Annotated in this window: 27 protein-coding genes and 1 pseudogene; 16 read left to right on the top strand and 12 right to left on the bottom strand. The window is 59.7% G+C overall.

Features of this window, described 5'->3' with window-relative positions:
- Positions 1-164 precede the first annotated feature (164 nt).
- The 3 genes from C8J25_RS18920 to C8J25_RS18910 are packed head-to-tail and all read right to left on the bottom strand — an operon-like array spanning position 165 to position 2,101.
- Positions 165-1,160 carry a ParB/RepB/Spo0J family partition protein gene (locus tag C8J25_RS18920; protein WP_107955912.1) on the bottom strand — a complete coding sequence of 332 codons (996 nt, stop codon included), beginning with the start codon at positions 1,158-1,160 and terminating at the stop codon, positions 165-167.
- Positions 1,160-1,903, bottom strand: a complete 744-nt coding sequence (locus tag C8J25_RS18915; RefSeq protein ID WP_107955911.1) for a ParA family protein — start codon at positions 1,901-1,903, stop codon at positions 1,160-1,162. Before C8J25_RS18915 ends, C8J25_RS18920 begins: the two co-directional genes overlap by 1 nt.
- Before the next feature lie 3 nt (positions 1,904-1,906).
- Positions 1,907-2,101: a hypothetical protein gene (locus tag C8J25_RS18910; RefSeq protein WP_107955910.1), complete on the bottom strand. Its 195-nt coding sequence runs from the start codon at positions 2,099-2,101 to the stop codon at positions 1,907-1,909.
- Between the two features lie 87 nt (positions 2,102-2,188).
- Between C8J25_RS18910 and C8J25_RS18905 the strand changes: the two genes are divergently transcribed.
- Complete coding sequence (locus tag C8J25_RS18905) at positions 2,189-2,401, top strand: YlcI/YnfO family protein (RefSeq protein ID WP_107955909.1); 213 nt, start codon at positions 2,189-2,191, stop codon at positions 2,399-2,401.
- Here C8J25_RS18905 and C8J25_RS18900 read toward each other — a convergent pair.
- The 4 genes from C8J25_RS18900 to C8J25_RS18885 all read right to left on the bottom strand — a co-directional run bounded on the left by C8J25_RS18900 (position 2,398) and on the right by C8J25_RS18885 (position 5,615).
- Positions 2,398-2,718: a single-stranded DNA-binding protein gene (locus C8J25_RS18900; RefSeq protein ID WP_107955908.1), complete on the bottom strand. Its 321-nt coding sequence runs from the start codon at positions 2,716-2,718 to the stop codon at positions 2,398-2,400. The two genes, C8J25_RS18905 and C8J25_RS18900, sit on opposite strands and share 4 nt — an antisense overlap.
- A gap of 530 nt (positions 2,719-3,248) precedes the next feature.
- Positions 3,249-4,085, bottom strand: coding sequence for a helix-turn-helix domain-containing protein (locus C8J25_RS18895; protein ID WP_107955907.1), 837 nt, complete (start codon positions 4,083-4,085; stop codon positions 3,249-3,251).
- Positions 4,086-4,533: 448 nt separating this feature from the next.
- Entirely contained in the window at positions 4,534-5,394 is an 861-nt protein-coding gene (locus C8J25_RS18890) for a replication initiator protein A (protein WP_107955906.1), read from the bottom strand.
- Positions 5,391-5,615 carry a hypothetical protein gene (locus C8J25_RS18885; RefSeq protein ID WP_107955905.1) on the bottom strand — a complete coding sequence of 75 codons (225 nt, stop codon included), beginning with the start codon at positions 5,613-5,615 and terminating at the stop codon, positions 5,391-5,393. Before C8J25_RS18885 ends, C8J25_RS18890 begins: the two co-directional genes overlap by 4 nt.
- A 96-nt stretch (positions 5,616-5,711) precedes the next feature.
- Here C8J25_RS18885 and C8J25_RS18880 point away from each other — a divergent pair, with 96 nt between their 5' ends.
- The 10 genes and pseudogenes from C8J25_RS18880 to C8J25_RS18845 all read left to right on the top strand — a co-directional run bounded on the left by C8J25_RS18880 (position 5,712) and on the right by C8J25_RS18845 (position 15,452).
- On the top strand, positions 5,712-6,314 hold the full coding sequence (locus C8J25_RS18880; protein WP_107955904.1) for a recombinase family protein: 603 nt from the start codon (positions 5,712-5,714) through the stop codon (positions 6,312-6,314).
- 76 nt (positions 6,315-6,390) lie between these two features.
- Complete coding sequence (locus C8J25_RS18875; RefSeq protein ID WP_107955903.1) at positions 6,391-7,800, top strand: class I SAM-dependent DNA methyltransferase; 1,410 nt, start codon at positions 6,391-6,393, stop codon at positions 7,798-7,800.
- The gene (locus C8J25_RS18870) at positions 7,797-9,368 is read left to right on the top strand and encodes a restriction endonuclease subunit S (protein WP_107955902.1); all 1,572 of its coding nucleotides are present in this window, start codon (positions 7,797-7,799) and stop codon (positions 9,366-9,368) included. The genes C8J25_RS18875 and C8J25_RS18870 overlap by 4 nt, the downstream gene beginning before the upstream one ends.
- Positions 9,358-10,932, top strand: a complete 1,575-nt coding sequence (locus tag C8J25_RS18865) for an AAA family ATPase (protein ID WP_107955901.1) — start codon at positions 9,358-9,360, stop codon at positions 10,930-10,932. Before C8J25_RS18870 ends, C8J25_RS18865 begins: the two co-directional genes overlap by 11 nt.
- The gene (locus C8J25_RS20460; RefSeq protein WP_146173410.1) at positions 10,929-11,774 is read left to right on the top strand and encodes an HNH endonuclease family protein; all 846 of its coding nucleotides are present in this window, start codon (positions 10,929-10,931) and stop codon (positions 11,772-11,774) included. Before C8J25_RS18865 ends, C8J25_RS20460 begins: the two co-directional genes overlap by 4 nt.
- A 120-nt stretch (positions 11,775-11,894) precedes the next feature.
- Positions 11,895-13,475: pseudogene (locus tag C8J25_RS18860) on the top strand (helix-hairpin-helix domain-containing protein); the annotation flags it as partial.
- Complete coding sequence (locus tag C8J25_RS18855) at positions 13,475-13,762, top strand: hypothetical protein (protein WP_107955900.1); 288 nt, start codon at positions 13,475-13,477, stop codon at positions 13,760-13,762. The pseudogene C8J25_RS18860 and the gene C8J25_RS18855, both read left to right, overlap by 1 nt.
- A gap of 79 nt (positions 13,763-13,841) precedes the next feature.
- A complete protein-coding gene (locus tag C8J25_RS18850) occupies positions 13,842-14,609 on the top strand; it encodes a hypothetical protein (RefSeq protein ID WP_107955899.1) in 768 nt (255 codons plus the stop codon).
- 62 nt (positions 14,610-14,671) lie between these two features.
- The gene (locus tag C8J25_RS20855; protein WP_167397773.1) at positions 14,672-14,809 is read left to right on the top strand and encodes a hypothetical protein; all 138 of its coding nucleotides are present in this window, start codon (positions 14,672-14,674) and stop codon (positions 14,807-14,809) included.
- 10 nt (positions 14,810-14,819) lie between these two features.
- Positions 14,820-15,452, top strand: coding sequence for an SOS response-associated peptidase family protein (locus C8J25_RS18845; RefSeq protein ID WP_107955898.1), 633 nt, complete (start codon positions 14,820-14,822; stop codon positions 15,450-15,452).
- Between the two features lie 16 nt (positions 15,453-15,468).
- On the opposite strand, the gene C8J25_RS18840 is transcribed toward C8J25_RS18845, so the two are convergent.
- The 4 genes from C8J25_RS18840 to C8J25_RS18825 form a co-directional block, all read right to left on the bottom strand.
- The gene (locus C8J25_RS18840) at positions 15,469-16,758 is read right to left on the bottom strand and encodes a Fic/DOC family protein (protein WP_107955897.1); all 1,290 of its coding nucleotides are present in this window, start codon (positions 16,756-16,758) and stop codon (positions 15,469-15,471) included.
- Positions 16,759-16,763: 5 nt separating this feature from the next.
- Positions 16,764-17,021 (bottom strand): hypothetical protein, encoded by a 258-nt coding sequence (locus C8J25_RS18835; RefSeq protein WP_107955896.1) that lies wholly within the window; start codon positions 17,019-17,021, stop codon positions 16,764-16,766.
- A 115-nt stretch (positions 17,022-17,136) separates the two neighbouring features.
- Positions 17,137-17,523: a DUF3768 domain-containing protein gene (locus tag C8J25_RS18830; RefSeq protein WP_107955895.1), complete on the bottom strand. Its 387-nt coding sequence runs from the start codon at positions 17,521-17,523 to the stop codon at positions 17,137-17,139.
- 257 nt (positions 17,524-17,780) lie between these two features.
- A complete protein-coding gene (locus C8J25_RS18825) occupies positions 17,781-18,278 on the bottom strand; it encodes a VRR-NUC domain-containing protein (protein ID WP_146173409.1) in 498 nt (165 codons plus the stop codon).
- A gap of 472 nt (positions 18,279-18,750) precedes the next feature.
- Here C8J25_RS18825 and C8J25_RS20455 point away from each other — a divergent pair, with 472 nt between their 5' ends.
- The 3 genes from C8J25_RS20455 (at position 18,751) to C8J25_RS18815 (ending at position 20,128) form a co-directional block, all read left to right on the top strand.
- Positions 18,751-18,981, top strand: coding sequence for a hypothetical protein (locus C8J25_RS20455; protein ID WP_146173408.1), 231 nt, complete (start codon positions 18,751-18,753; stop codon positions 18,979-18,981).
- A gap of 79 nt (positions 18,982-19,060) precedes the next feature.
- Positions 19,061-19,504: a hypothetical protein gene (locus C8J25_RS18820; RefSeq protein WP_244187220.1), complete on the top strand. Its 444-nt coding sequence runs from the start codon at positions 19,061-19,063 to the stop codon at positions 19,502-19,504.
- A 102-nt stretch (positions 19,505-19,606) separates the two neighbouring features.
- The gene (locus C8J25_RS18815; RefSeq protein WP_107955893.1) at positions 19,607-20,128 is read left to right on the top strand and encodes a hypothetical protein; all 522 of its coding nucleotides are present in this window, start codon (positions 19,607-19,609) and stop codon (positions 20,126-20,128) included.
- A 220-nt stretch (positions 20,129-20,348) separates the two neighbouring features.
- Here C8J25_RS18815 and C8J25_RS18810 read toward each other — a convergent pair whose 3' ends face one another.
- Positions 20,349-21,785, bottom strand: a complete 1,437-nt coding sequence (locus C8J25_RS18810; protein ID WP_107955892.1) for a chromosome partitioning protein ParB — start codon at positions 21,783-21,785, stop codon at positions 20,349-20,351.
- A gap of 71 nt (positions 21,786-21,856) precedes the next feature.
- Here C8J25_RS18810 and C8J25_RS18805 point away from each other — a divergent pair, with 71 nt between their 5' ends.
- Both C8J25_RS18805 and virB11 read left to right on the top strand, forming a co-directional pair.
- On the top strand, positions 21,857-22,207 hold the full coding sequence (locus tag C8J25_RS18805; protein ID WP_244187219.1) for a TrbI/VirB10 family protein: 351 nt from the start codon (positions 21,857-21,859) through the stop codon (positions 22,205-22,207).
- Positions 22,204-23,217, top strand: coding sequence for a P-type DNA transfer ATPase VirB11 (gene virB11, locus C8J25_RS18800; RefSeq protein WP_107955891.1), 1,014 nt, complete (start codon positions 22,204-22,206; stop codon positions 23,215-23,217). The genes C8J25_RS18805 and virB11 overlap by 4 nt, the downstream gene beginning before the upstream one ends.
- Positions 23,218-23,231: the final 14 nt, after the last annotated feature.

The raw sequence follows: 23,231 nt of genomic DNA, 5'->3' as shown, positions 1-23,231 counted from the left end.
ACAACACCTATCCTGCCATAAAACATCTCTAACCAAAATCCTTCTCGCAAGTGTGCCACGTGGCACACATCGTCAGTCTTGAATGAAGCGGTTTCGCGGAAGGAAAGAAGGTGTGCGGATGCGAGCGAAGACCACCCCGGTGCTCTCCATTCAACGGCCGGCGGTCAGCGCCAGCTCACGATCCGGGGCGTGTCTTCGCCATCGAAGTGGAGCAGCGCTTCCACGACGATCGCACGCTGACCATCCACCTCGATCGTCGGCCGTTCGATCTTCTGCTTGCCACCCTTTGCCTTTGCGGACCGGGGGGCAGGGGCACTCGCGCTCGAGACTGCCGTCAACGAGACAGGTGTCGCGTCCTGAGCGCGCTCGGCAAGCTCGTCCCTAATTTTGTCCGTTGTCGGAGCGGGAGGATCGACCGGGGTCTCGTCGCTGGCTTTCTCGGGTTCGCCATCCGCGCCCGGTTGCATGACAGGCGGCGGGGCAGCAGACTCGGTCGGCGCGCTGGTCTTCTTCGCTCCCACGTCGCGTGCCAACCGTTCGCACGCCAATACCGTCATATCCTCGGTCGCCGTATTCGCGATAAACGTCCGGGTCGCTGCATCGTCCACCTTGGCTGCCTGGGTAAGGGCAACGGCACTCCGCATCGAGATATCGGCAAGTAGCGCGGAAATGTAGTCGGGAGCACTTGCGAGGCCATGATACCGGGTCAGGAGCGTGCGGTTCCGGCCTGTCTGCCGCGCTAGATCTGCGAGCGTGCGGCCGGACGCAACCTCCTTGGCGACGAAGGCCACCACGTCGGCGGTCGACAGGTTTTCGCGCTGATCGTTCTCGATGAATTGGTCGATGCGGACCTGCGCGGGATCATCCGCCTTGGCGACGATCGCTCGAACCTTGATGCCGAGTTGCTTGCACGCGCGCCAGCGACGTTCGCCGAACTGGATGCGATAGCGCCCTTCCTCGTCCTTCGGGGCGACCGTCACCGGTTGGAGCTGACCTCGCGCTTCGATCGTCCCGGCCATCTCGTTGATCGTTGCCGGATCGATGTCGCGCCGGACGTTCTCGGGATCGGGATAGAGCTGATCCGGATCGAGGAGCAGAACGCGATCCGCGTCTGCGACCTCGGCCTTGTCACTGAAGACGTCGAAATTGTCGAAGTCCATTATCCGTTGCTCCCGATCCGGGTCATGGCTTCCTCGAGAAAAGCGCGCATCGCCGGCAGCGATCCTCGCACGTCCTTGTTCAAGCGCCACACCGGCACGCGCTCTTGAAGCGCCTGGCTGTAGTGCGCGCGATCGGGGAGGTAGCTGGTGAACAGGTTTTTCCCGACCTTCTCCCGGATCGCAGCGAGCATTTCCATTTGCGCGCGATCGTTGGCCTTCACGCGGTTGGCGACCAGGCCGGCGACATGGATCGGTTTCGTTCGGCCGCGCTGGTTTACCGTGGCGATCGAGTCCGACACCTGCTTGGTCGATGCCGGACCAAACGGCCCCAGTTCGACAGGAATTATCAGCGAGTCCGCTACCATCAGCGCCGCGAAGTTGATCCAGGACCAAGAGGGAGGCGTGTCGATGACGCAGAAATCGAACGCAGGACCAAGCTGCGGGAAGTTGGTCCGGATGTTTCCGAGCGCCTTCGTGTAATCCGCGTCATACTCGCCGCCCATGCGGTTCGAGTAGATCGACAGGCGAGGCGCGGAAGCGGGCGGCGAGTAGCGGGGCTCGAACAGAGGCTTGCACGTTCCAAGGCTCTCGAACTCTGCCAGCGCCGCGGTCGCGTTGCACTGGCGATCGAGATCGAGAAACAGAACGCGATGGCCGGCGTCGGCTAGAATCCATGCCAGATGGCAGGCGATCGTCGTCTTGCCCGCGCCGCCCTTTTCTACGTTGATGGCGATAGTCTTCACGTCCTACCAGCCACGATCCGACGAGTTGTTCCAATGGTCGTAGCCGCGGTAGTTGGAATCGGTGCGCGTGTTGCGCCGCGCCTCCTCGTCAGGCGTGTCGCCGCTCCAGACGCGCGGGTTCTCGCTGCGGCTCATGCCCGACAGCAGACCCCAGCCGAGGAATACGAGAAACCCGATCGTTAGTAGGTGGTCCAACATGGCCTCAGCCTCCGTCGCCTTGATGAAAGGCCGATCCTGTAATAAGTGGTATCTAAATCCTCGTCAATATGAGATACCAACAATTCTATGACGACGAATGACTTTAGCAAGCTCGGCTCGGTCGGTCGCCCGCGGATTAACGCAGAGCAGACGATGGCCCGATTTCCGCCGGGGACATTGGCCCGGATCAAGGCATTGCTGCGCCCGGGAGAAACGGTTGCTGATTTCATGCGCGAGTCCGTCGAGATGGAAATGCGGAGGCGGGAAGGGCCGCCGGTAGGCGGCCCCGACCGTACCTAGTCGCGGTCCTCCAACCCCTTGACGAGGATCGCGAAGCCGTCGGCGATCAGCTCGACCGTATAGCGCTTGCCATCGGCCACGTCGTAGGAGTTCTGCCGAACCCGGCCGGTGATATGGACGAGATCGCCCTTCTGCGATTTGGCGGCTCGCTCGATTAGCTTGCCGAACACCGTCACCTCGTTCCAGTGCGTGTCCGTCACCCACTCGCTGTTCTCCTGCCGGTTGTAGTTGGCGGCGACGCTGACCTTCGTCACCTTGTCATGCTCGGTGATCTTGCCAACCCGCCCGATGATCCGAAACTCCGCGATGTTCTGCATGGTCCTGTCCTTCGATCGATCAGGCTAATTCCTGATGGGAATTGAAGGGGCGCGCGGGCGCCGCGATCAAGCGAAAAAACGGAGGGTCCGCGGAGCGGAAACCGTAGGCTAAGCCGGTTATTCGCTTGATCGTAGAAGGCGGCGAGCGCCCATTTTCCCATCACCCAGGAATAGCCGAGCAAAGGGCTCGGCCTGGGCCATCGCGATCGGTGTGGGGTTTGGCTAGTGCTAGGATCTCGGTATGTGACGACCATGGGCGCAGCTCGGTTCGGCCTGCGGGGAAACCGAGTATCGACAACGTGGAAAGGGGATGATGCCGGTGACTACCGCGGCGCCCTTGCTGGGAACTTGGCGCTACGGCCGCGATCATGCCCGAAAAACGGCTCGACCAAGCACCAGCTCAACCGTTTGGGTGCAACAGAAGACGCATGCTCCCGTCGGGGGCACCGCGCCGTAGGCGCGTCCGTCGGTTGGGCTTGGTGAAGGTGGTTCTGTTGAGTGTCTCAGTGGGGTTTAGCGTTCTTTTGCCGTCAGGCGTTAGAGCGTTGGCCGGCTAGGCCAACTCCATTCGAACACGGGAAAGATGAATCTAGGAGCGGTTGACCATTTTTTTGAGACTCTCGTTCCTCGATGCTGATGGCGAGGCGCATCATGATGCTGCGGAGGCCGGCGTCGTTGATATCCTCAGCCACAACCTGGCGGGGCGAGCGCCATAGACGCATCGCTTCAATCTCTTCGATACGATCGGCATCCCGCTGCACCACGTCGTCGGGCAGCGGAGAAGGGCGAAAGCATCGCGGAAGGAAGCCGACCAGGCGGTTCGGAAAACGCATCCGATAGACGTTGGACGTCTGCTCAAAGCGTGCTTTCGGGCGATCGGGTGTCGGTTCAATCGGGACGCATCGTCTCTGCTTGTCGAGCAACCCCATTTTAACAAGGATCGACAGGCCGCGCCCAACGCTCGCACGCGACAATCCAGTGTGCGTCTCGATCCACTCCCATGTTGGGAAAACCTTGCCGGCGCAGGTGCGAGCGAGCTGCGTTAGCTGCTCGAACACCCGCACTGCTGCAGGCGTAATCAGCGTAACGAGGCGTTCGGCCTCAGTGAGCTGGCGGCCCTCGGTGCGGGCAAGGCGCCTGATGGCGTTCTTGCGTTTCAGCAGTTCCACGGCGTTGCGATAGAGCCGATCCGTCTCGCCCTTGGCGTAGCTGTAGAAAAAGTCGTCCTCGAACGTGCCGGCCTTACGGCTGTGAGGATGCACGTGGGCGCGCGTCGGGTTCGGTGCCCCCGATCGCGACCTGGCGCGCTCGTTTGTCGCTCGTTCGAGCGCCATGAAGCTCGCGCGCGCAATCGTAATAGCTCCCATCGTCCGTCCCCTCTTCGGAGGCCGGGACCAGGCAAAACAAGAGCGTGGCGCGAAGCGCGCTCCCTTGAACCGAGGCTCGAGAACGGATATGAGAAGGGTGCGTATTGTCCCCAATGGGGTCCCGATCGATGCCGCCAAGCATCGCTCATCACGTTCCAGGGTGCCCGGCCTTCGTGCCGGGCATTCGTTTATGTGGTCACAGCCGATCCCTTTGATGCCCGTCGAATAATGCCGACAGCGCAACGGGATTTTGGCGCAAGCTGCGCTTGAACGAAATAGAAACAGTTCGTGCTTTCGCGGACTTATACCAACAAAAGTTCGTGCTTTCGCGGACCTAGGCTAGTCCTTTTCGTGCTTTCGCGGACCGGAGTTCGTGCTTTCGCGGACGCTGCTTCGTGTTTTCTCGGACCGTTGTCGTCTCGAGATCGAATCAGTTGAAGGCCATTCGTTACGCGGAAAGTAGGCTCGCCTTCGGTGTGATAGTCACAGTCGTCGAAGCTGTTGTTCGGCGTTTACCCGCTGCTGTCTCAACCGATGCTCCGTCATCCATGACGATGTGATAATCGGGCACGGTGTCCGCATCCGATATTCCCTTCATCACATGCCGGAAGTGCTTCAGCGAGTTTTGGTAGCCGAGCTGCAGCCGCAAGTCGTCGAGGCCGACTTGGACCGATCCGTCTTTGCAGGTCGATCGAGCGACTTCGTAGAGTCGACGCTCGACCGGGCCGAGCTGGAAATAAAGCGGTGAGTAGTCCAGCACACGCCGATCGCGCAGGATGGCGCGGTATAACCAATCGCACAGCCGTACCTTCACGCCCTTCAACCGCTTATCGCCACTTTTGGTCTTCGTATAATGAAGCTGCGCCTCCGACAGCCAGGAGAAGAAGCCCGACTGCCCCTCTCCACCAGCCTCGATGTTTGTCTTGATCTGCGTGCCCTGCAGCCGCTCCAGAGCATCGGACAACCGCGTATAGGATCGCGCCGATCCACTTACCCCAGTGACGCGAAAAAGATCGTGGGCTGTAAAGTAGAAGTCCTGGGCCACTGCCTCACCGGCGTCGAGCTTTGCAACCAGCAAGCTGGCGATATAGAGTAAGACTTCCTTGTCGTAGATCGTGGCAACGCCGCGCGGTCCAGGACCGATCTCGATCGATACCGTGTCAGTCTTGTAGATCAGCGACCGCTTCCAAGCCGTCTTGGTCAGCGCGAAGAACGGGTAAGCCATCAAAGACTGCTCGCCGCGGACCTCGGTCAGCAGCGGGCTATCAAGGACGAACAGGTTGCCTTGTGAAGATGCTCCCTCCGTCATGCCGCAACCTGTAGGGGCACCGCAAAAGACGGGGTCCGCGAAAGCACGAACGCTCGATCGCCCGGGTCCGCGAAAACACGAATGGCAGCATAGTTTCCCTCGTGAAAGGGGCCGTTGCCGACCCGATCGCCGTCAATCTTCGTGTTTTCGCGGACCAACCGGTGCGCGGTATCGCCGGCGTCGCCTCGTCTCACAAACGATCCTTTTTGATTGGCGCCCATGTGAGACACGATAGCAGGAGCACAGCGAGTCTCAAAACCCTTTCGCGAAAGCTCTTCGTCGTGGTAGGCATTCGCTATGAGTTTTGAGAACGTCATATGCTGATCGGCTACGCAAGGGTCTCTACGCCCGAGCAAGACCTAACCCTACAGCTTGACGCCTTACGAGAGGCGGGATGCGAGCGTCTCTTTTCTGACAAGGCCAGTGGCGCGAGGGCTGACCGCGCTGGCTTAGCAGAAGCGCTCTCCCACGCGCGGATTGGCGACATCCTAGTCGTATGGAAACTCGACAGGTTAGGTCGTACCATGAAAGGGCTTGTCGACCTCGCGGCAACGCTAGTTGATCGCGGCGTCGGTTTGCGTTCCATCACCGACGGTATCGATACCGCAGGCACCGCTGGCAAACTCGTCTTTCATATCATGGCCGCTATGGCGGAGATGGAACGCGACCTGGTACGGGAGCGGACTACGGCTGCCCTAATAGTGGCACGTCGCGAGGGTAGGATAGGCGGACGGAAAACTGTGATGACGCCGCGCCGGATTCAAGCAGCCCGCAATTTGCTAGCCTCAGGAATGTCGGCGCGAGAAATCGCCCCCACAATCGGTGTCTCCATAGCAACGCTCTACCGGCACTTGCCCGCGGCCGCCCAAGAAACCATTAGCGCCGAGGCCCAAGAGAGCCCGCACATGCCAACGGTGTGATTGGTAATATGAAGGGCACAGCGCATACCTGCCGGTTTTGTATAAGTTATAGCTCGTTCGAGCTTAGGAGTTGTAAGTGGCCGTTCAGGAAAACATAGTTCAACGGATTTGGAGTCTTTGCCACATCCTCCGCGGCGATGGTGTTAGCTATCACCAGTATATTTCTGAGCTGACATATCTTTTATTTTTAAGAATCGCTGCAACAAACGATAGCGAGCGGTTGATCCCAGTTGGTTATCGATGGAAGGATTTAGTTGAGTATGATGGAGACGATCTACTTACTCACTATAGAGACGTGCTTACATTTCTTGGCGGTCATGCACCCGACGAACGGGTAAGAAAGATTTACGCATTTCCGACCACTGTTTTCTCCCACAGTGAGAACGTGCGCGCGGTGATCGACGGTATCGACAAATTAGATTTGTCGGCGATCTCAACCGACGCCATGGGCGATATCTACGAAGGTCTGATCGCGAGGAACTCCCAAGACTCACGGTCCGGAGCTGGGCAGTACTTCACACCACGAGCGCTTATAGACTCCATTGTACGGCTTGTATCACCTAGCCACGGCGAGCTTATTCAGGATCCGGCTGTGGGTAGCGGCGGTTTTTTAATTGCGGCGCAGGAATATGTCACGCGACAGGGTTCTAAGCCACCCGCCGTAGATAAGGCGATCCGCTTCGAGGGGATGGAAATAGAAAAGGGTACATTCCGTATTTGCCTAATGAACGCCTTTCTTCATGGCCTTAATATCAAAATGGTCCTGGGTGACGCACTGACAACTGACGCTGCTGCTCTTTCCCCTCCCGATGTTATTTTAGCCAATCCGCCGTTCGGCGGTCGATCTGGTACCGCGCGCAAACAGCGAACAGACTTCCGTTTTCCAACGGCGAATAAGCAACTGGCCTTCCTTCAACATATCTATCTCGGACTCAAGGCTGGGGGGCGAGCGGCAGTTGTCCTTCCAGACAACGTTCTTTTTGAGGAAGGGGTAGGGCGTAAGGTCCGGGAAGATATCCTCGACCGATGCAACCTTCATACGATCGTCCGCCTTCCCGTCGGTATATTCTATGCCCAGAGCGTCATGACCAACGTTTTGTTTTTCTCGAAGGGTGATACTGAAACGGGCAATACGAAGGGCACCTGGATCTACGACCTTCGGTCGAACATGCCTGCCTTAGGTCGCAAACAGCCGCTCAGAGCCGATCATCTAGCGGATTTCGAGCGATGCTTTGGTGGTGACCCACTAGGTGCGTCCCCACGGGAGGATCTGGGTGAAGATGGACGGTTCCGCTATTTTTCACGCGCGGACATCGAGGCACGGAACAATAATCTCGATATTAGCTGGCTTCGAGACGCCTCATCACCGACCGTTGTGCATGAACCAGAAGAGCTGATCGTAATCATAAACCAGTTGCTTGTTGATGCGATGGGCCAGCTTGAGTCTTTAGCCGACGATCTGGATGCGAAAGTGCCTGCTCAATGACCGCGACCGATCACTGGGCGGAGACGAGTCTGGGAAGCATTTGCGAGTTCATTAACGGCCGCGCTTTCAAACCAAGCGAGTGGGGCAAAGATGGCAAGCCTATAATTAGGATTCAAAACCTTAATAACGTCAGCGCCTCCTATAATCACTTTGATGGTTTTGTAGACCCTCGGCATCAAGTAGCCGACGGCGACCTATTGTTTGCTTGGTCCGGAACGCCGGGCACGTCGTTTGGCGCACATATTTGGACCGGTGCCCCGGCCGTACTGAACCAACACATTTTCCGTGTGGTGTTTGATCAGTCAAAGCTGGATCCTCGCTTTCTAAAATTAGCGATCAATCAGACATTGGAAGAGTTGATAGGACAAGCGCACGGTGGCGTCGGCCTCCGACACATAACAAAGTCCGTTCTGTTGAAGACGAAAGTGCGCATCGCTCCGCTAGACGAGCAAGTTCGCATCGCTGAGGTAGTAGCCAATGCCGAGACTAAGATTGCTGCGACCGCAGTAAGTCTCGATAGTGCGCTTCGTGCGGTTGAGCAGTACAGAGGTGCATGCCTTGACATAGCGTTTGGAGACGGAGACGGGACGGCAGCCAACAAACGAGCATACCGCCTTTTGGGGGACCTCGTCGACGAAGGGCCGGTCAACGGCTGGTCTCCAAAAACCGGTCCAGACGCAACAGGAGCCCTCACACTTAAGCTAAGCGCGACAACCTCCGGCTCCCTTCGCCTTGACGATGCAACTGTCAAAAGAGTTTATGAGATACCTCCCGAGAACTCACGTTTTTGGCTGAGATCCGGCGACCTTCTGGTTCAGCGTGCAAACAGTCTGGAATATCTTGGTGCCGCGGCGATTTTTGACGGACCAACGAGCACGTACATATACCCGGATCTCATGATGCGCTTGCGTATTGCTGACCCGGTTCTTCGTGAATATTTATGGCGGTACCTCAATAGTCCGTCGGCGCGCCGTTACATACGGTCTAACGCAACCGGAACGTCTGGAAGCATGCCCAAAATAAGCGGTAGCACGCTCAGAGCTCTCCCGGTTCCCCTGCCTCACAAGGCCGATTACAAATCGGTAGTCGAGTTCGTTGATAAAACGATGACAGTCGTCGAGGCCGTGAAGCGGCAGATTGGGGTCGCAGCAACGACACTAGGAGGTATCCGACCGTCTATTATCGATCGGGCTTTTAAGGGAACGCTTTTCCCGAGCGATGCCCAGCGGAGCACGCCCGTCGATTTGCGGGAACTCCTGACGACCGCGAAAAAGGAAAAGCACCGGCCCATCAAGTCGGCGGCGGCTGCACCACGCCCCTCCGCTCCACGATCATCAAAAGGTCCAAGGAACGAACAAATGGCAGAACAGAGGCGCGTCGACGTGTCATCAAATCACCTCCAAACCACCATTTTGACACTCGGCGGGACGCCCACCGCAAAAGAGGTTTGGCGCGAAAGCGGCCTCATGATCGACGAGTTCTATAAGCAGTTGCGCCAGGAGATATCGTTGGGACAGGTGGCGGTCGGCAAGTCACCCGAGCTACTGGTAGCAAACCATGCGCATTGATTGGCTTGAAGTATATGGCTTCAAAAACCTCGTTGATGTGCGGATCGACTTTGACGAGAAAGAGCTCTCAACTGTCCTTGTCGGCGAGAACGGTACAGGTAAGTCGAATGTTATCGAGGCCTTAGCCACAATATTCCGAGATCTAGACCTCGGTGTAACTTCATCGTTCGGGTATTCCATCGCTTACCGCTGCCACTCGTTTGACGTCGTAGTTGATGCGAAGGGCGTGGGCAAAGCGCCGAAAATCAGTATAGATGGCGCCAATATATCGCGCGCTGCCTTTAGAGAGGGAAAGTCTTTCTACTTACCAGCGAACGTATTCGGATATTACTCCGGATCTAGCCGGAGGTTAGAGCAAATTTTTGATAAGCATCAGCTTCGTTACTACAAGAAGGTTATATCGACGCAGTCGACGTCCGCGGACATTCATGATGTTAATCTACGCAGGTTGTTCTATTGTCGCCCCTCCTATGGTCAGCTCGCCCTTCTCAGTTACTTTGCATTTGGTTCGGACTCAGCCACTACCTTCCTCCGGAAGAATATGGGAATTGTGGGCTTCGATAGCGCTTTAATAATTCTTCGTCGCCCGCGGTGGGCGGAGAAGGCGGGAAAAGCTCGAGCGCGTTCCGGTCAGCAGACATTCTGGAATTCGTCTGGCTTGGTAAGAACGCTTTTAGACAAGCTATGGGTTCACGCACTCTCTCCTATTGAAGACTCTAGTCCAGAGCAGGACGATTACCGCGCCAAGCCGAGTAACGAAGAGCAGATATACATCTACATCAAGGACCTTGCTACGCTTAACGAGGTCGCTAAGTCGTTCGGCGATGAACGGACATTCTTTGCTCTTCTTGAAACCCTCGATATCTCCGATCTCGTTCGGGAGGTTCGAATTTGGGTCAATAAGGAGAAGGTCGAAGGGGAAATCCCATTTCATGAAATAAGCGACGGTGAAAAGCAGCTATTAAGTGTTTTAGGCCTGATGCGCTTTACTAGCCAGGATGAGAGCCTTTTCCTTCTTGACGAGCCAGACACCCACCTTAATCCCAACTGGAAATGGGGATACTTGCAGCTGGTCGATGAGGTCGCCCGGCGTGGCGAAAGCCACATCATACTTACAACGCATGACCCCCTGACAATTGGCAGTTTACAAGCTTCACAAGTACAGGTCTTTTCTCGGATTGATGATGGTAGCGTCAATATTCGGCCTCCGGAGGTTGATCCACGCGGCCTAGGGTTTACGAGTATCTTAACTCAGATATTCGGACTTCCAACGACGCTAGATCCCGCTACACAATCTGATCTTGATGAACGAAACGCTCTGCTACGGTTAGAGAGCCGCTCAAAAAAGCAGGAGTTCAGACTTTTAGATCTGAGTGAGCGGCTCAAGCGACTCGGATTTGTTATTGAAGACCGTGAGCCAGAGTACGAACTTTTCTTAAAGGCGTTTACCGCTCTTAAGGTTGAGGGTCGTGTAGCTTTGTCGCCTGAAGCAATTGATCAGCGAAATCAGGTCGCCCGGAAGATCCTCTCGCGTCTGCTCGATAGACGGGGAGCTCATCAGTGATCTATATCTATCAGGATGTTGCAAAGATACCTGTCGATTGGCTCGATACGGTAGCCGCATATCAGGCCGAATTAGAAGGTATATCGACCAAGACAGAGCGGGTCAGTTACATAGGTAAAAAGCAGGGTGTTTGGGGTATCATCAAAGATCAGCTACTTGCCATGTCCCATAACAAGTGCTGGTATTCCGAGGCACCCGATGCAGTCTCCGACTGGCACGTGGACCACTTTCGTCCCAAATCGCGAGCACTTGATGCGGATAGGACACCACACGACGGTTATATGTGGCTGGCCTTCGACTGGAAAAATTATCGTATTGCTGGAAGCTACCCGAACTCGCCTCACAAGGACGGGAAAGGCGTCACACGCGGCAAATGGGATTACTTTCCGTTGTCCGCGGGATCAGTTCGAGCCACGTGGGCTCAGCGGAGCACAGCTGGTGAGATTGTCTTGTTGCTAGATCCAACCAATAAGAACGACCCCAAGCTAATGACGTTTGATGAAGAAGGAATACCAGCGCCTGCGGACCCTAGGAATGCTATCATCAAAAAGCGGGTGGAGACCACCGTCCATTATTTATATTTAGATAGTCCTCGGTTAATCGCCGCCCGAAAGAAGAAGTGGCGTGAGGTTTCAGCACTGATCGAGGAATATCACTTAGCTTGTCCTGAAGATTATGACTCCTGCACCGACTTGGATCACCTGAGGGTAGAACGCCTTGCAGGAAAGCTTAGTTTGCTGGCTAGTCCACACTCGGCTTACGCCGCCACTGCACGGGCCTGCTTACGAGCGAACGCGCTGGATTGGATGATTGAGCGGGTAGAAGAGGCAGCAGCTGCTTAGGGCGTCATGACAGGGAAGTGAGTTTTGCGATGCCAGGAGGGCGCATTCGTTCGCCTTACGCTTGCGCGGTGCTAAGCCGCGATCGGTTTCGTGCAGCCGTAAAACTCTCGTAGGCGCCGCTATGCGATGATTTCGAAGGCAGACACGCTCGGCACCTTCCAGATCGAAAGCCGCGCGCAGATGTCGATGCTCCCGCGCATGAAGCCGCGGAGATTCTACGACCTCGTCATCCAGGTCGCGATCGTGCGGCCGGGACCGATCCAGGGCGACATGGTCCATCCCTATCTGCGCCGGCGCGAAGGCTTGGAGAAGCCGGAATACCCAAGGCCCGAGCTACGCGCGGTGCTGGAGAAGACGCTCGGCGTGCCGCTGTTCCAGGAGCAGGCGATGAAGGTCGCGATCGTCGGCGCCGGGTTCACGCCGGCCGAAGCCGATCAGCTGCGCCGCGCCATGGCGACGTTCAAATTTACAGGCGGCGTGTCGCACTTCAGCGAAAAGCTCATCGGGGGCATGGTCGAGCGCGGCTATCCACGTGAGTTTGCCGAGCGCACCTTTCGCCAGCTCGAGGGTTTCGGCTCCTACGGCTTCCCCGAGAGCCACGCCGCCTCGTTCGCCAAGATCTCCTACGCCTCGTCGTGGGTGAAGCATCATCACCCGGACGTGTTCTGCGCGAGCCTTATGAACGCGCAGCCGATGGGCTTCTACGCGCCCGCCCAGATCGTGCGCGATGCGCGCGAGCACGGCGTCGTGGTTCGCCCCCCTTGCGTCAACGCCAGCCGCTGGGACTGCACGCTGGAGCAATATGGCGGGCGGTACCTCGCCGTACGGCTGGGGCTCCGGCAGATCCGCGGCCTGTCCAACGCGGACGGCGCCAAGATCGTCGGTGCGCGCGAGCTGACCGCGTTCGAGAGCGTCGAAGACGTATGGCGGCGATCGGGCGTGCAGCGCGCGGTGATCGAGAAGCTAGCCGACGGCGACGCCTTTCATAGCTTCGGCGCCGATCGTCGGCAGGGCTTGTGGAAGGTGAGGGGGCTCGGCGAAGCGCCGTTGCCGCTGTTTGCTGCGGCCGATCGCGCGGATCAGGCAGTCAGCGCGGAAGGGATCGAGCCCGAGGTCGCGCTGCGCCCACTGACCGACGGTCGTGAAGTCATCGAGGACTACCGTGCGCTGCAGCTTTCGCTTCGCGCGCATCCGCTGGCTTTCGTGCGCGATGAGCTGGCCAGGCGGGGCGTGACCAAATGCGCGGACCTGGCGACCATTCGCGACGGACGGCATGTCGAGGTGGCCGGCATCATACTCGTTCGCCAAAAACCGGGGTCTGCCAAGGGCGTGCTGTTCATCACGATCGAAGACGAGACCGGGATCGCCAACGGCATCCTGTGGCCCGATCGGTTCGAGCGCCAGCGCCGCACCGTGATGTCCGCCTCGATGATCGGCATGAAGGGCAGAGTGCAGAAGGAGGGCGAGGTCATCCACGTCATCTGCGATCGGATCATCGACCACGGCGATCTGCTGCACCGGGTCGGCGAGATGTCGTTCCCGCACCGGACCGGCCGCGGTGACGGTGCGAAACATGCTGGCTCCCCCGACCGCGGCGACAAAGGCTGGAGCCCGGGTCCGCGCAACTGTTACTGGCCGCCCCATGCGGACGGCATGGATGCGGAAGCCGTCGTGAAGTTCAAATCTCACGATTTTCACTGATGGCAAAGCTCGTCCGCCATCAACGCGTTATCATCGCGCTGTCGGTGCATATCTTGCGTGGCGGGGTCGCACGCTGCTCGGAAGCACGCGTCGACGTCGTCGAGATCCGGTTGGCGCTGCGCTGTCTGCTGCCGCACTGCCCGGAACGCTGGCCGCTCGAACTCTACTGGGATGCCGCCCGGCAGGAAAACGAGATCGGCAGGGCGCAGGGCGTGACCGCTGCGTTCAACGGGATCGTCCGCCAGTTGCGCCGTGCAGGCTGTTATGAGGACACCACGCCAACTTGACGCGTGATCAGCTATTTGCCTGTTCAGGCGTAGCCACGCGTCATAGCAGTCGACAGAATATCCGTTAGCTGGAGCCTCCATGGCCTGCCTGATTTGCGGCGACCCGCACACCGTTGAATCCCACATCGTTCCCCGGGCTTTCTACCGAGACATCGCGGGAGATGGGCAACATGGATACGAAGCCAGCGCTTACGCGCCTGGTGTCAAGTACCAAGCCAAGGGCCTATTTGATAAGACGATCCTGTGCCGGCTGCATGAAGACAGGCTCAATGCTTGCGACGCCTATGGCATCGAGTTCGTCAGAACATTTCACAGCAACGGTAGGGCCATATTTCAGGGTAACATGTGGGAGGTCCCGAACCCGCGGCCTGACCTCCTCGTCAGGTTCATTGCCGCCTGCATATGGCGTCGTGGGGTTTCACAAGTGAAGCGGGACCACGGAAATCTTGCCCTTGGTTTGGCGGAACCGCGTCTGCGCAGTTTCTTATTTGAAGATTCCCATAGCTACGATCCACCTTTGATCGTTGCTCGAAAGATCATCGTCAGCCAAGGGGAGCCGCTTCACGAATTGATGTTTGAACCCGCCAAAGGATACGGATTTGGCGACAACACATGGTCGTTTCACCTTTTTGGGGTGGAGTTCACCATGAAGCTGAACCCTCATTCCGTTCCCGCTTTTCCTGCAGTCGCGATTGCGAACAAGGCCAACCCGCTCTGGGCCTGGAATTTCGAGCCGATCGAAATCTCAAAAATCGAAAACGCGATGAGCATTGCGGTGAACATGTTCTTGGACCGCGAAACGGGTAAACCACGCAATAATCCGAGAAAGCGGCAACGTAACACGTAGTCGCTCGATGGCGACGCAAGCGGCTTATTGCCGATCAGCGGCTGGTCAGGCATCGTAACCGGATGGCTAATCAGAACGGCAATTTCGAGCAGGCGGCGCAGATCGTCGAGGCTTTTTCAGAAGGTGAGACCGACGAGCACGTTCTTGATCTCTTGGCTCGGCTTGCTGCTGCACTCCGGGACCAGGCGATCGACAACTAGGGCTGCCGCCATGTGTAACCGTGCTCGGATGCTGAGTGAACCAGAAACCCACTGGGAATCGGCCGCGAAGCTGTTCAGCGAGCGGCCACGCGACAATCGTTTCGATCCTCGCGAACTACGTCCCAAGAGCAGGAACTACATCGTCCGCGAACAGGACGGAGAGCGTGCCTGGGACGTGATGTCCTGGGACGTTCTCGGTGGACAGGCGGCTTGGCCGATGACCAACGTGCGCAAACTCGGACTGCCTCAGTGGCGCAAACTGGCGGAGAAGCCCGAAAACCGTTGCCTTGTCCCGCTAACGGAGTTCTGTGAGTTCACACCGGAAAAGCACGACCTGGGCGACGGGAAGCCACCCCTGAAAGGGGAGATGTGGTTCAGCGTCACCGACGAGCCGGTGTTTGCTGTTGCTGGTTTCTGGCAACGGACCACGGAAGGCAACGGCTTCACGATGGTGACGTGTGATCCCAACACGCTCGTCGCCCAGATCCATCCTAAAGCCATGATTACGATCCTAGCGCCCGAAGATGTCGATACCTGGCTTCGCGGTAGCTACGACGAGATTGTTGCGCTGCAGAAGCCCTATGATCCCAACAAGATGACAGTACGCGGGCCGGTATTTCCGACACGTCGCAAGGAGCGCTGACAATCGGCCGCGTTCGTTAGCGGGTGCGATCCCTACTCGGCGGTGCCGACGTCTTGCTTGCGTCCCCAGAGCGTCCGAGGTCGGCGTCCAGCGCATCGCCCGCCTTGATCCGATCGGCGACGAGCTGCCGCGTCGACTCCCCGATCGTGCCGATCATGCGACTGCTATCGCCTCGCTCCCGCGCCGTCTGCATGGCGGCGTCGACGATCGCCTGCGCGGGCGCGAGGCGCGGATCAGCGTGGTTCTTCTCGGGCGTGTTCTTGACGAACTGCTCGGCAAGCCGCTCCTGACCCGGCGAATGCCCGGTCGGCAGGACGGGGCGCTCCAGCGCACGGACCGCGCGCTGGACGTGCGTCGGCTGGTGGGCATTGATCTGTACGCCGAGCGCTGCGCCGATCTCGCGAACGCGCTCGAGCGGGGTCTGCTGGGGGCCGACGACGGCATCGACCTGTCGGATGCCGAGATAGGTGAGAAGGTGCGTCTGGTAGACCGGCCCCTTAGCATGGCGGACATAGGCCAGCTCGGTGCGGGCGTTCGCGATAGCAGCGGACGGCGCGCCCTCCTTAATCATCCCGCGCAGCCGGTCGGCCGCCTGCTGGCGCGCAGCGGGCAGGTACCGCTCCAGCTCTTCGCGCGCCCTGGCGAGCGTCACCCTGTACCGCTGCCCTTCGGGCGGCTCACGTTGCGGAAGCATGGCGATCCCGGCGGGACCGATCCGCGCCTCGGGCGCGGGATCTCGCCGGATCGCCGCGCCGGCAAGGACCGCGGTCATGCCGCGGTGATCGCCGGTCAGGAAGCCGTGACGCGACGCCTCCATCCACGCGGTCTTGTCGATCGAGGCGATACGGATCGGATGACCGGCGTCGCGCGCGAGCTGCGCCACGTGATGACGCATCGTGCGCCCATTCCCTTCGCGGAAGGGATGGATGGCGTTGATCTCGTTGATGTGGTTGCCGAGCCGGTCGAAAAACTCGTCGCGTGGGAGGCCACGAAAGCCTTCCTTCGCGCGCGCATCGGCAAACAGCTTGTCCAGCTCGCGCGCGAGATAAGGGACGGCGGCGAAGCTCGATCCACCCTTGGCGATGTTGACGGTGCGGTCCTGGCCCGCCCAATCGTAGAGGTCCTGGAACAGGTGCCGGTGGAGTGAGCGATAGCCGTCTGCGGTCGCGGGAAAGGTCAGGCGCGCGGCCTCGGCGCCGCGCGCCTGAGTGAGGCGCCGCTCAGCTTCGGTGAGCGTCTTTTCCTCGGTGATGCCGAGCCGGTTTCGAAGGGTGTCCGTACCCGGATAGGTATAGGGATCGCTCACCGACGTCAGGCGGCGATCTGGCGCGATCCGGGCTTATAGAGACCGAGGATGATGGACGGCATCACCGCTGGCGGGACGCCCTCGTCGAGCATCATCGCAAACATCGCGTCCTCATCGGGCGTCGGCGTCATGTCCTCGATGTCGAGATTGGCCCGTGCCTCCGCCACATCCTCGCGCCACAAGGCAACTTGCTCGGGTGTCCCGCGCTTGAAGTCCATCAGCCGGATGCGCTCGCGCAGCGTTTCGATATCGATCTGGGCCATCGCATCATCCTTTCTCGTTCGTACACTACGCCCAACGGCGTGATTTCTCAATGAATCACTGCTGGTTTCCAACAGTGCGCCGTGCCGTTCCGGGCGCGGCGCACGGCGGGGGCGATCAGTATTCGCTTGCCAGCATGATCGTCAGCACCCGCTTTGTCCGCTGCTCGTCCCAAGGTGCGTCGCTGCCATAGGTGAGCGTGGCGTCGTAATAATCGACCTTCCAGAAAACGGACTCGGCGATCTGTGCGGCATCATCCGGTCGCTCCTGCGTCCACTGCCCAGAAGCGAGGCGATAGACCACGCCGAAATCATGCTCGCCATAAGGGTCGTTGCCCTCCCCGAACGCGGAAAAGCCGATGATCGCGGCCAGCGCAGCGAAGCGATCGGTGTCGGCGAGGGCATGAAAGCCGCTCGTCACGTTGGCGATCGAGGTGTGTCCGGGGCGCTCGCGCGCGGCGTCGTTGAGGCGACGGATAGTGTCGATCTGCTCGGGGGTCGGCATGGTTGTCCTCCTTCTGGCATGGGCCGCAAGGCCACTCGGCCTCACGGCCCTGCCTGTCCGGCGAGGACGGGATGGGGAGGGGGAGCGAGAATCTACCGCTGGTGCGGGCGAGCCGCCCTAGCGCGGCCGATGCCCTCCAGGGCGTCGGGTGCCACGCTCGGCGGATTACACGGGCGGTCGATTGTCGTTCGGGAACGAAAGGGCAGCGCCCTTGGTGTTCCCAACGGACGCTCCCGGCAACGGGAGCGTAGCGAGGATTATCGCGACGTGGGCGCGGCAATTTTGGCGGCGACGAGCTGGAGGACATCGACCGGCATCCCCTCGGCGATAAGCATCCCGCCGATTGTTTGCAGCTGAGAGGCGTGGAGCTTGTCGCTCGTTTTGACCTCGCGCAGCAATATCATCCCGTCACGTACTGCGGTGACGTCCGGCCAACCCGCGCGGAAGGCATACGGATCGGTGGCGAAGCGCGCCGCGATACGCGGCAGCAGCGGGCCTAGTGCGCCGTGAAGTTGTCGGATCAGATCGACGGAGACACCGGGATAATACTCGTCGACCCCTGCCGCATAGATCGCTTCGAAATTCGCGCAGACCTGGTCAATGCTGGTGGTCGCGATGGCGGCGATGATGGTGTCGATGTTCTGTGCATTGATAACGAATTGCGCCTCGAGAAAACGGCGCAGGCTGTCAGTGGCCCCCAGCTTATTTAATTCCATAAGCCGCTGAAGGCAGGCCGCTTTCATAAGCAGCAGCATGGGCCCCCCCTCACAGGTAGCGCACGTCCATCCGTCGGCGCGCATCAGGGCCGCAACAGCGTGTTCCGGTCGTAAGTAGGGTTTGCCCGAAACCTCCCACCCAGCGTGGTCACGGGGCAGCTCGATCCGGCTAAACGGTACGCCGATCTCCGCACATTGGTCGGCCAGGGAACGTCGCATCTTCGGGACAAGGCTCTTCGGCATTTACGCTAGTCCGCCTTTCTTCTTCATGACGGCTACATCACACGTCTTTTCGATCATGCGACGGTGATAACACCGACAGCGTCGTGCGAACTCCGCAAGTCCGCACCACCGCGCGACAAGCCGTCCTTTGGGGGTGTGCCACGTGGCACACCTACCTTGATTGCGCGGATCTCCGACCTACATACGTAATGGTCTTTTAGGCTTCGGGGTGCTGGGGGGTTCAATCCCCGCAGGCTGGCTGATTATCGGTGTCCTTTTTTTGGCTCTGATGCTGCGTTTCGCAAGCGTCAAACTGATGGAGGAAAAGCCTATGATTACACGTTCAAAGTCTCGCGTTGTGAAGACGCACAAGAACAAGAACACCAACCTGAACCCAGCAACTAACGTGATGAAGTTCTGCGCCGTTTCACTAGAAACCGTATGGGCACTGATCGTTGGCTGGTCTGCTGGTGCGGCCGGCCCGGCACCATCGGCGCAATTGCGCCAGCGTCACCAGTAAAAGGCGGAGGAGAAATCCCCCGCCTTCTGCTTTTCTTGCCTAGACGTACGGCAACTTTCCCCTTTCGTTCTGCATCACGATGATTCAGAATCGGTGCGTGCCCATCATGCCCGAACATCGCTGGCTTTATCCGATCGACTGGCCCGAGCTGTCGAAGGTCATCCGGTTCGGCCGTGCTAAGGGCCGCTGCGAGCATTGCCGGCGTCCGCATGGGCAGTGGGTAGTGCATCTTGGCGACGGTCGATGGTGGGATAGCGATCATCATCATTGGCGCGATGGGCGGGGGCGGCGCGCACGTCCGCGCGAGCCGAATTTGATCGCGCTCGCCCGCACGACCCGCGTCTACATTGCGTGCGCGCATCTCAATCATAATCCCGGTGACAACGTGCCGCGCAACTTGGCGGCGTTATGCCAGCGCTGCCACATGATCCACGATGCGGCCGAGCATCGGCGACGGCGCTGGTTCAACGCCTACCGGCGTCGCGCGCTGGGCGACCTGCTGAAGGAGCTAGAAGCTGCCTGAAGGCGACGTTGGTTCGCCAAAGCACGTTCCCACTATGCGTGCTGCGTCCGCATACCGTAGAAACGGTTATTACGATCAACATCAGCCGTAGGAGATTGAGCTGTGCAAAGCCGCTGGCAATGGGAGGAGTCCTACGATCCGCTGGTCAGCCAATTCATCGCCAAGCATTTCGGCACCTCGAAAGGGATTGTCGATCTGTTCCCTTACATGAAGGACAGCTTTAAGTGGAAAGACAAAGCGGTTGTCCCGCCAGATGCTCGGGTGGTGCGGAAGAATAACAATGAATATCATGGGCTAGAGAGACACGCTAAACAGTATCATCTTTCGGCCATGTACCAGGATTCCTATGAGTTCTGGCTGATCGCTGCGGCTTGGCGGCACCAAAACATGAACGCGAACGGTTTCACGGACGACCGGCATCGGGACGCGCTTGCGTATACGATCCGTAATGCCTGCTTCAACCGCGATTTGGCTGGATGGCAGCAGAACGGAGGCCGGCTGCCGATACCGGAGGAATACGATCTCACCGAGGAGATGATTTCCGCCCAGGACGCTATGGCCGAGCGCCAGATCAACGAGGAAATGGCAGCGCACGGTATGCCTGAGCCCTATCCAGAGGCGTAGGCCGACAGCTATTAGCCGCCGGGCCTTATCGGTCATGACCCGCCGGCCTTCTCGAAGTCGCCACGGCGCCGCCCGGCCTTGGTCGGGCGGCGCCGCGGGCCTGAAAGGGCCGCGGGCGCGACGGCCATGCGGGGCATGGCTGTCGCGCCGGCGACGGGACCGCTCATGGGCGCAACGCTGGCAGAGTGGGGGCCGATCTGCACCGGCCCCCGATGACGCCTCACGCCATCTCGTCGTCCGCCATCTGATCGTCCTCCGCTCCCTCGATATCATCGCCGTCGATATCGGTGTCGAAGTCGACCGGGTCTTGCTCGGGCTGATCGAAGGCACCGATCTTCATCGGGGCGGGAAGCCAGTTCGCGGGCAACCGGCCCGACACGTTGACGGCAAGGTCGGCCTTCTTCTTGATGCTCGCGCAATTCTCGGCGCTGGGGGCACCGACTTCCTGACGCAACAGGTCAATCATCGCGGCGCGGCGCATCTTGTCGAACAGGCCGATGGGGGCACTCCAACGTGCGGCGACGTCCACCCCGCTCGCCCGTGCGATCTGCTCGAACCGATGGTGCCGCTGCCCGGGGGAACCGCCCGCGAACAGGGTGCCGTCCACGGTCATCGCGACCAACCCGGCGAGCAACGCCATCTTGTCGTCTGCCTCCATCGCGCGGATCGCCTCGAACCGGCCTTCGGCGGGGATGGACGCAAAGCGGGTCGCCATCGTGTCCTCGACCGGACGAACGTCGCTGGTCGCCATCAACTCCTGCGCCACGTTGATCGCGACCATCTTGGCCTGAACGTCGATCGCCATCTGGTAGCTGTGCGCGCCGTGGAGCAATTGCCCCGCAAGGCTGTCGAGCACGATGTCGAGCGCGAGCGCCGGGTCGGCGGCGACCGCTTCCTGTACGATCTGCGTCTTGATGCGCGACAGGTCCGCGATCAGGCTGTTGCTGTAGAGCGGCGTCGGGCCGTCGTGGGTCGCCTTGGGCTTGGGTTCGGCCTTTGCCCGATAGAAGCTCTTGCCGATCGATCCGTCCTGCGAAACCCACAGTGCCACGCCCCCGACCGCCACCTGCTCGCGGTTGAAAGCGCGCAAGGCCTCGGTGATCGCATCGCGCTCGTCGGACAACGGCTCGATCCTCTCGCTGTCTTCGCCCTCGGCCTGTGCGATCTGCTCGATCTCGGCGTCGATGGCGTCCATCCGTGCCGCCTCGGCCTCGGTCGGCTCGCGCGTGGCCGGATACATGCTGCCCTTCATGTAGAGGTCGTAGGGACGGTCGAGTTGGGCGCGGACCTCATGCCAACCGATGCTGCGATATTCGTCGGCGATGCCGTCCAGCTTTTCTTCGGCGAGTTCCTGCACGAGTTCGGGCTGGTCGGCGAAGCCTTCCGCGCCTTGGCTGAACAGGTCGACGGTGATGGTGCCGCCCTTCTCGACATAGGCATCGCGACCGACGAACAGGAATGCGCCGTGGGTCGTGTCGACTTTCTCGGTGGTGAGCATCCGGCGGATGGTGTGGGCGTGGCCGTTCGCCGCCTTGGCGAACTTCATCTGCTGGTCGTGGTCGTCGGTGAGGGTGAGCGCGCGCGCGGCCTCGAGCGATAACTGGTCCTTGGCGATCAGGTCGATCAGGGACGGGGCGAGCGCGGAAAGGCGCAGCATCTTGTAGACGAAGCTGACTGCCTGACCGAACCGGGCGGCGATTGCAACGCGGCCAGGGTCGGCTCTTCGCGATGTGGACACGCGCGGTCACGCCGCGCGGTGTCGCGATCGATATAGGCTCCCCAGCGTCCGACTCCCTCGGCCGCGCAGGCGTCACCGGCAAAATCGATCGGTTCTTCTGGCAGCGGTTCGGGGCCGCCCTTCTGTTCAGCGTCCTCGATACGGGTGGACAGATCGCCGGCCAGGCCGTCAGCCCGGCCGGGTCGACCGTCTTCCGCACCCCCGGCGACACCACCTCGTCGGTCCTACAGGATACGCAGACGATCCGCCCCGTCGTGCGGGTCAACCAAGGATCCGAGCTGGCGATCACCGTCGCCAAGGATTTCGATTTTTCCCAGGTTTACGGGCTGGGTCTGAAGTGACCGCACCGGGCTTCCGCAACACGGCGATTCTCGATCATGCCGTGCGCCCGCTTCGCCGCTATCTCGACGAAGACGACGTGACGGAAGTTGTCATCAACGAACCTTCGATCATCGGCGTAGAGCGGCATGGCGGGTGGACTTGGGAAAATGAGCCCGACCTTACCCTCGAGGCTCTCAACGGGCTGGCCCGCGCTGCGGCCGCGTTCACGTCGCAGGACGTGACGCGCGAGACGCCGATCTGCTCGACAGTCTTCCCGACCGGCGAACGGGTCCAGCTCGTCCTTCCCCCCGTAGTCCCCGACGGCACCGTATCGATCACGGTGCGCAAACCGTCGACGAAGACGATGACGATGGCGGATTTCGAGGCGAGCGGCCTATTCGCGGAAACCAAGGTCGCCACCAAACGGGTCAGTCCGGTCGAGGAACGGCTACTGGGCCTGCTCAACACCGGAAAGCACGTCGAGTTCTTCGACCTAGCCGTGCGAAGCCGGCTCAACATCCTGATCTCGGGCGCGACCGGCTCGGGGAAGACGACGTTTTCCAAGGGGCTCATCAAGCTCATTCCAGAGAATGAGCGGCTGCTGACGATCGAGGACACGCGCGAGCTTGTCGTGCCGCACAGGAACGTCGTCCACATGATCTATAGCAAGGATGGCACCGGCACCGCCAAGGTGACGGCCAAAGAGCTGCTGGAAAGCGCACTGCGCATGAGGCCCGATCGCATCCTGCTTCAGGAGCTGCGCGACGGGACCGCCTTTTTCTACCTGCGCAACGTAAACAGCGGTCATCCGGGCTCGATAACCACAATACACGCGGACTCGGCCGAGCTGGCGTTCGAGCAACTGACGCTGCTGGTGAAAGAGAGCGAAGGCGGTGCGGACCTGGCCCGCGACGACATCCGCTCGCTCCTGAAAATCCTCGTCGACGTCGTGGTCCAGATGAAGAAGGTCGACGGCAAGTTCCGGATGACGGAGATCTACTACGATCCGGCAGGGCGTCATGCAGCCTAACCGGCGCGCACTCT

Origin of the sequence: Sphingomonas faeni (assembly GCF_003053745.1) — a bacterium.
In the GTDB taxonomy this organism is placed as follows: Bacteria; Pseudomonadota; Alphaproteobacteria; order Sphingomonadales; family Sphingomonadaceae; genus Sphingomonas; species Sphingomonas faeni.
The sequence above is the reverse complement of the archived record's forward strand: the minus strand, read 5'-3'. Positions and strand labels throughout refer to the sequence as shown.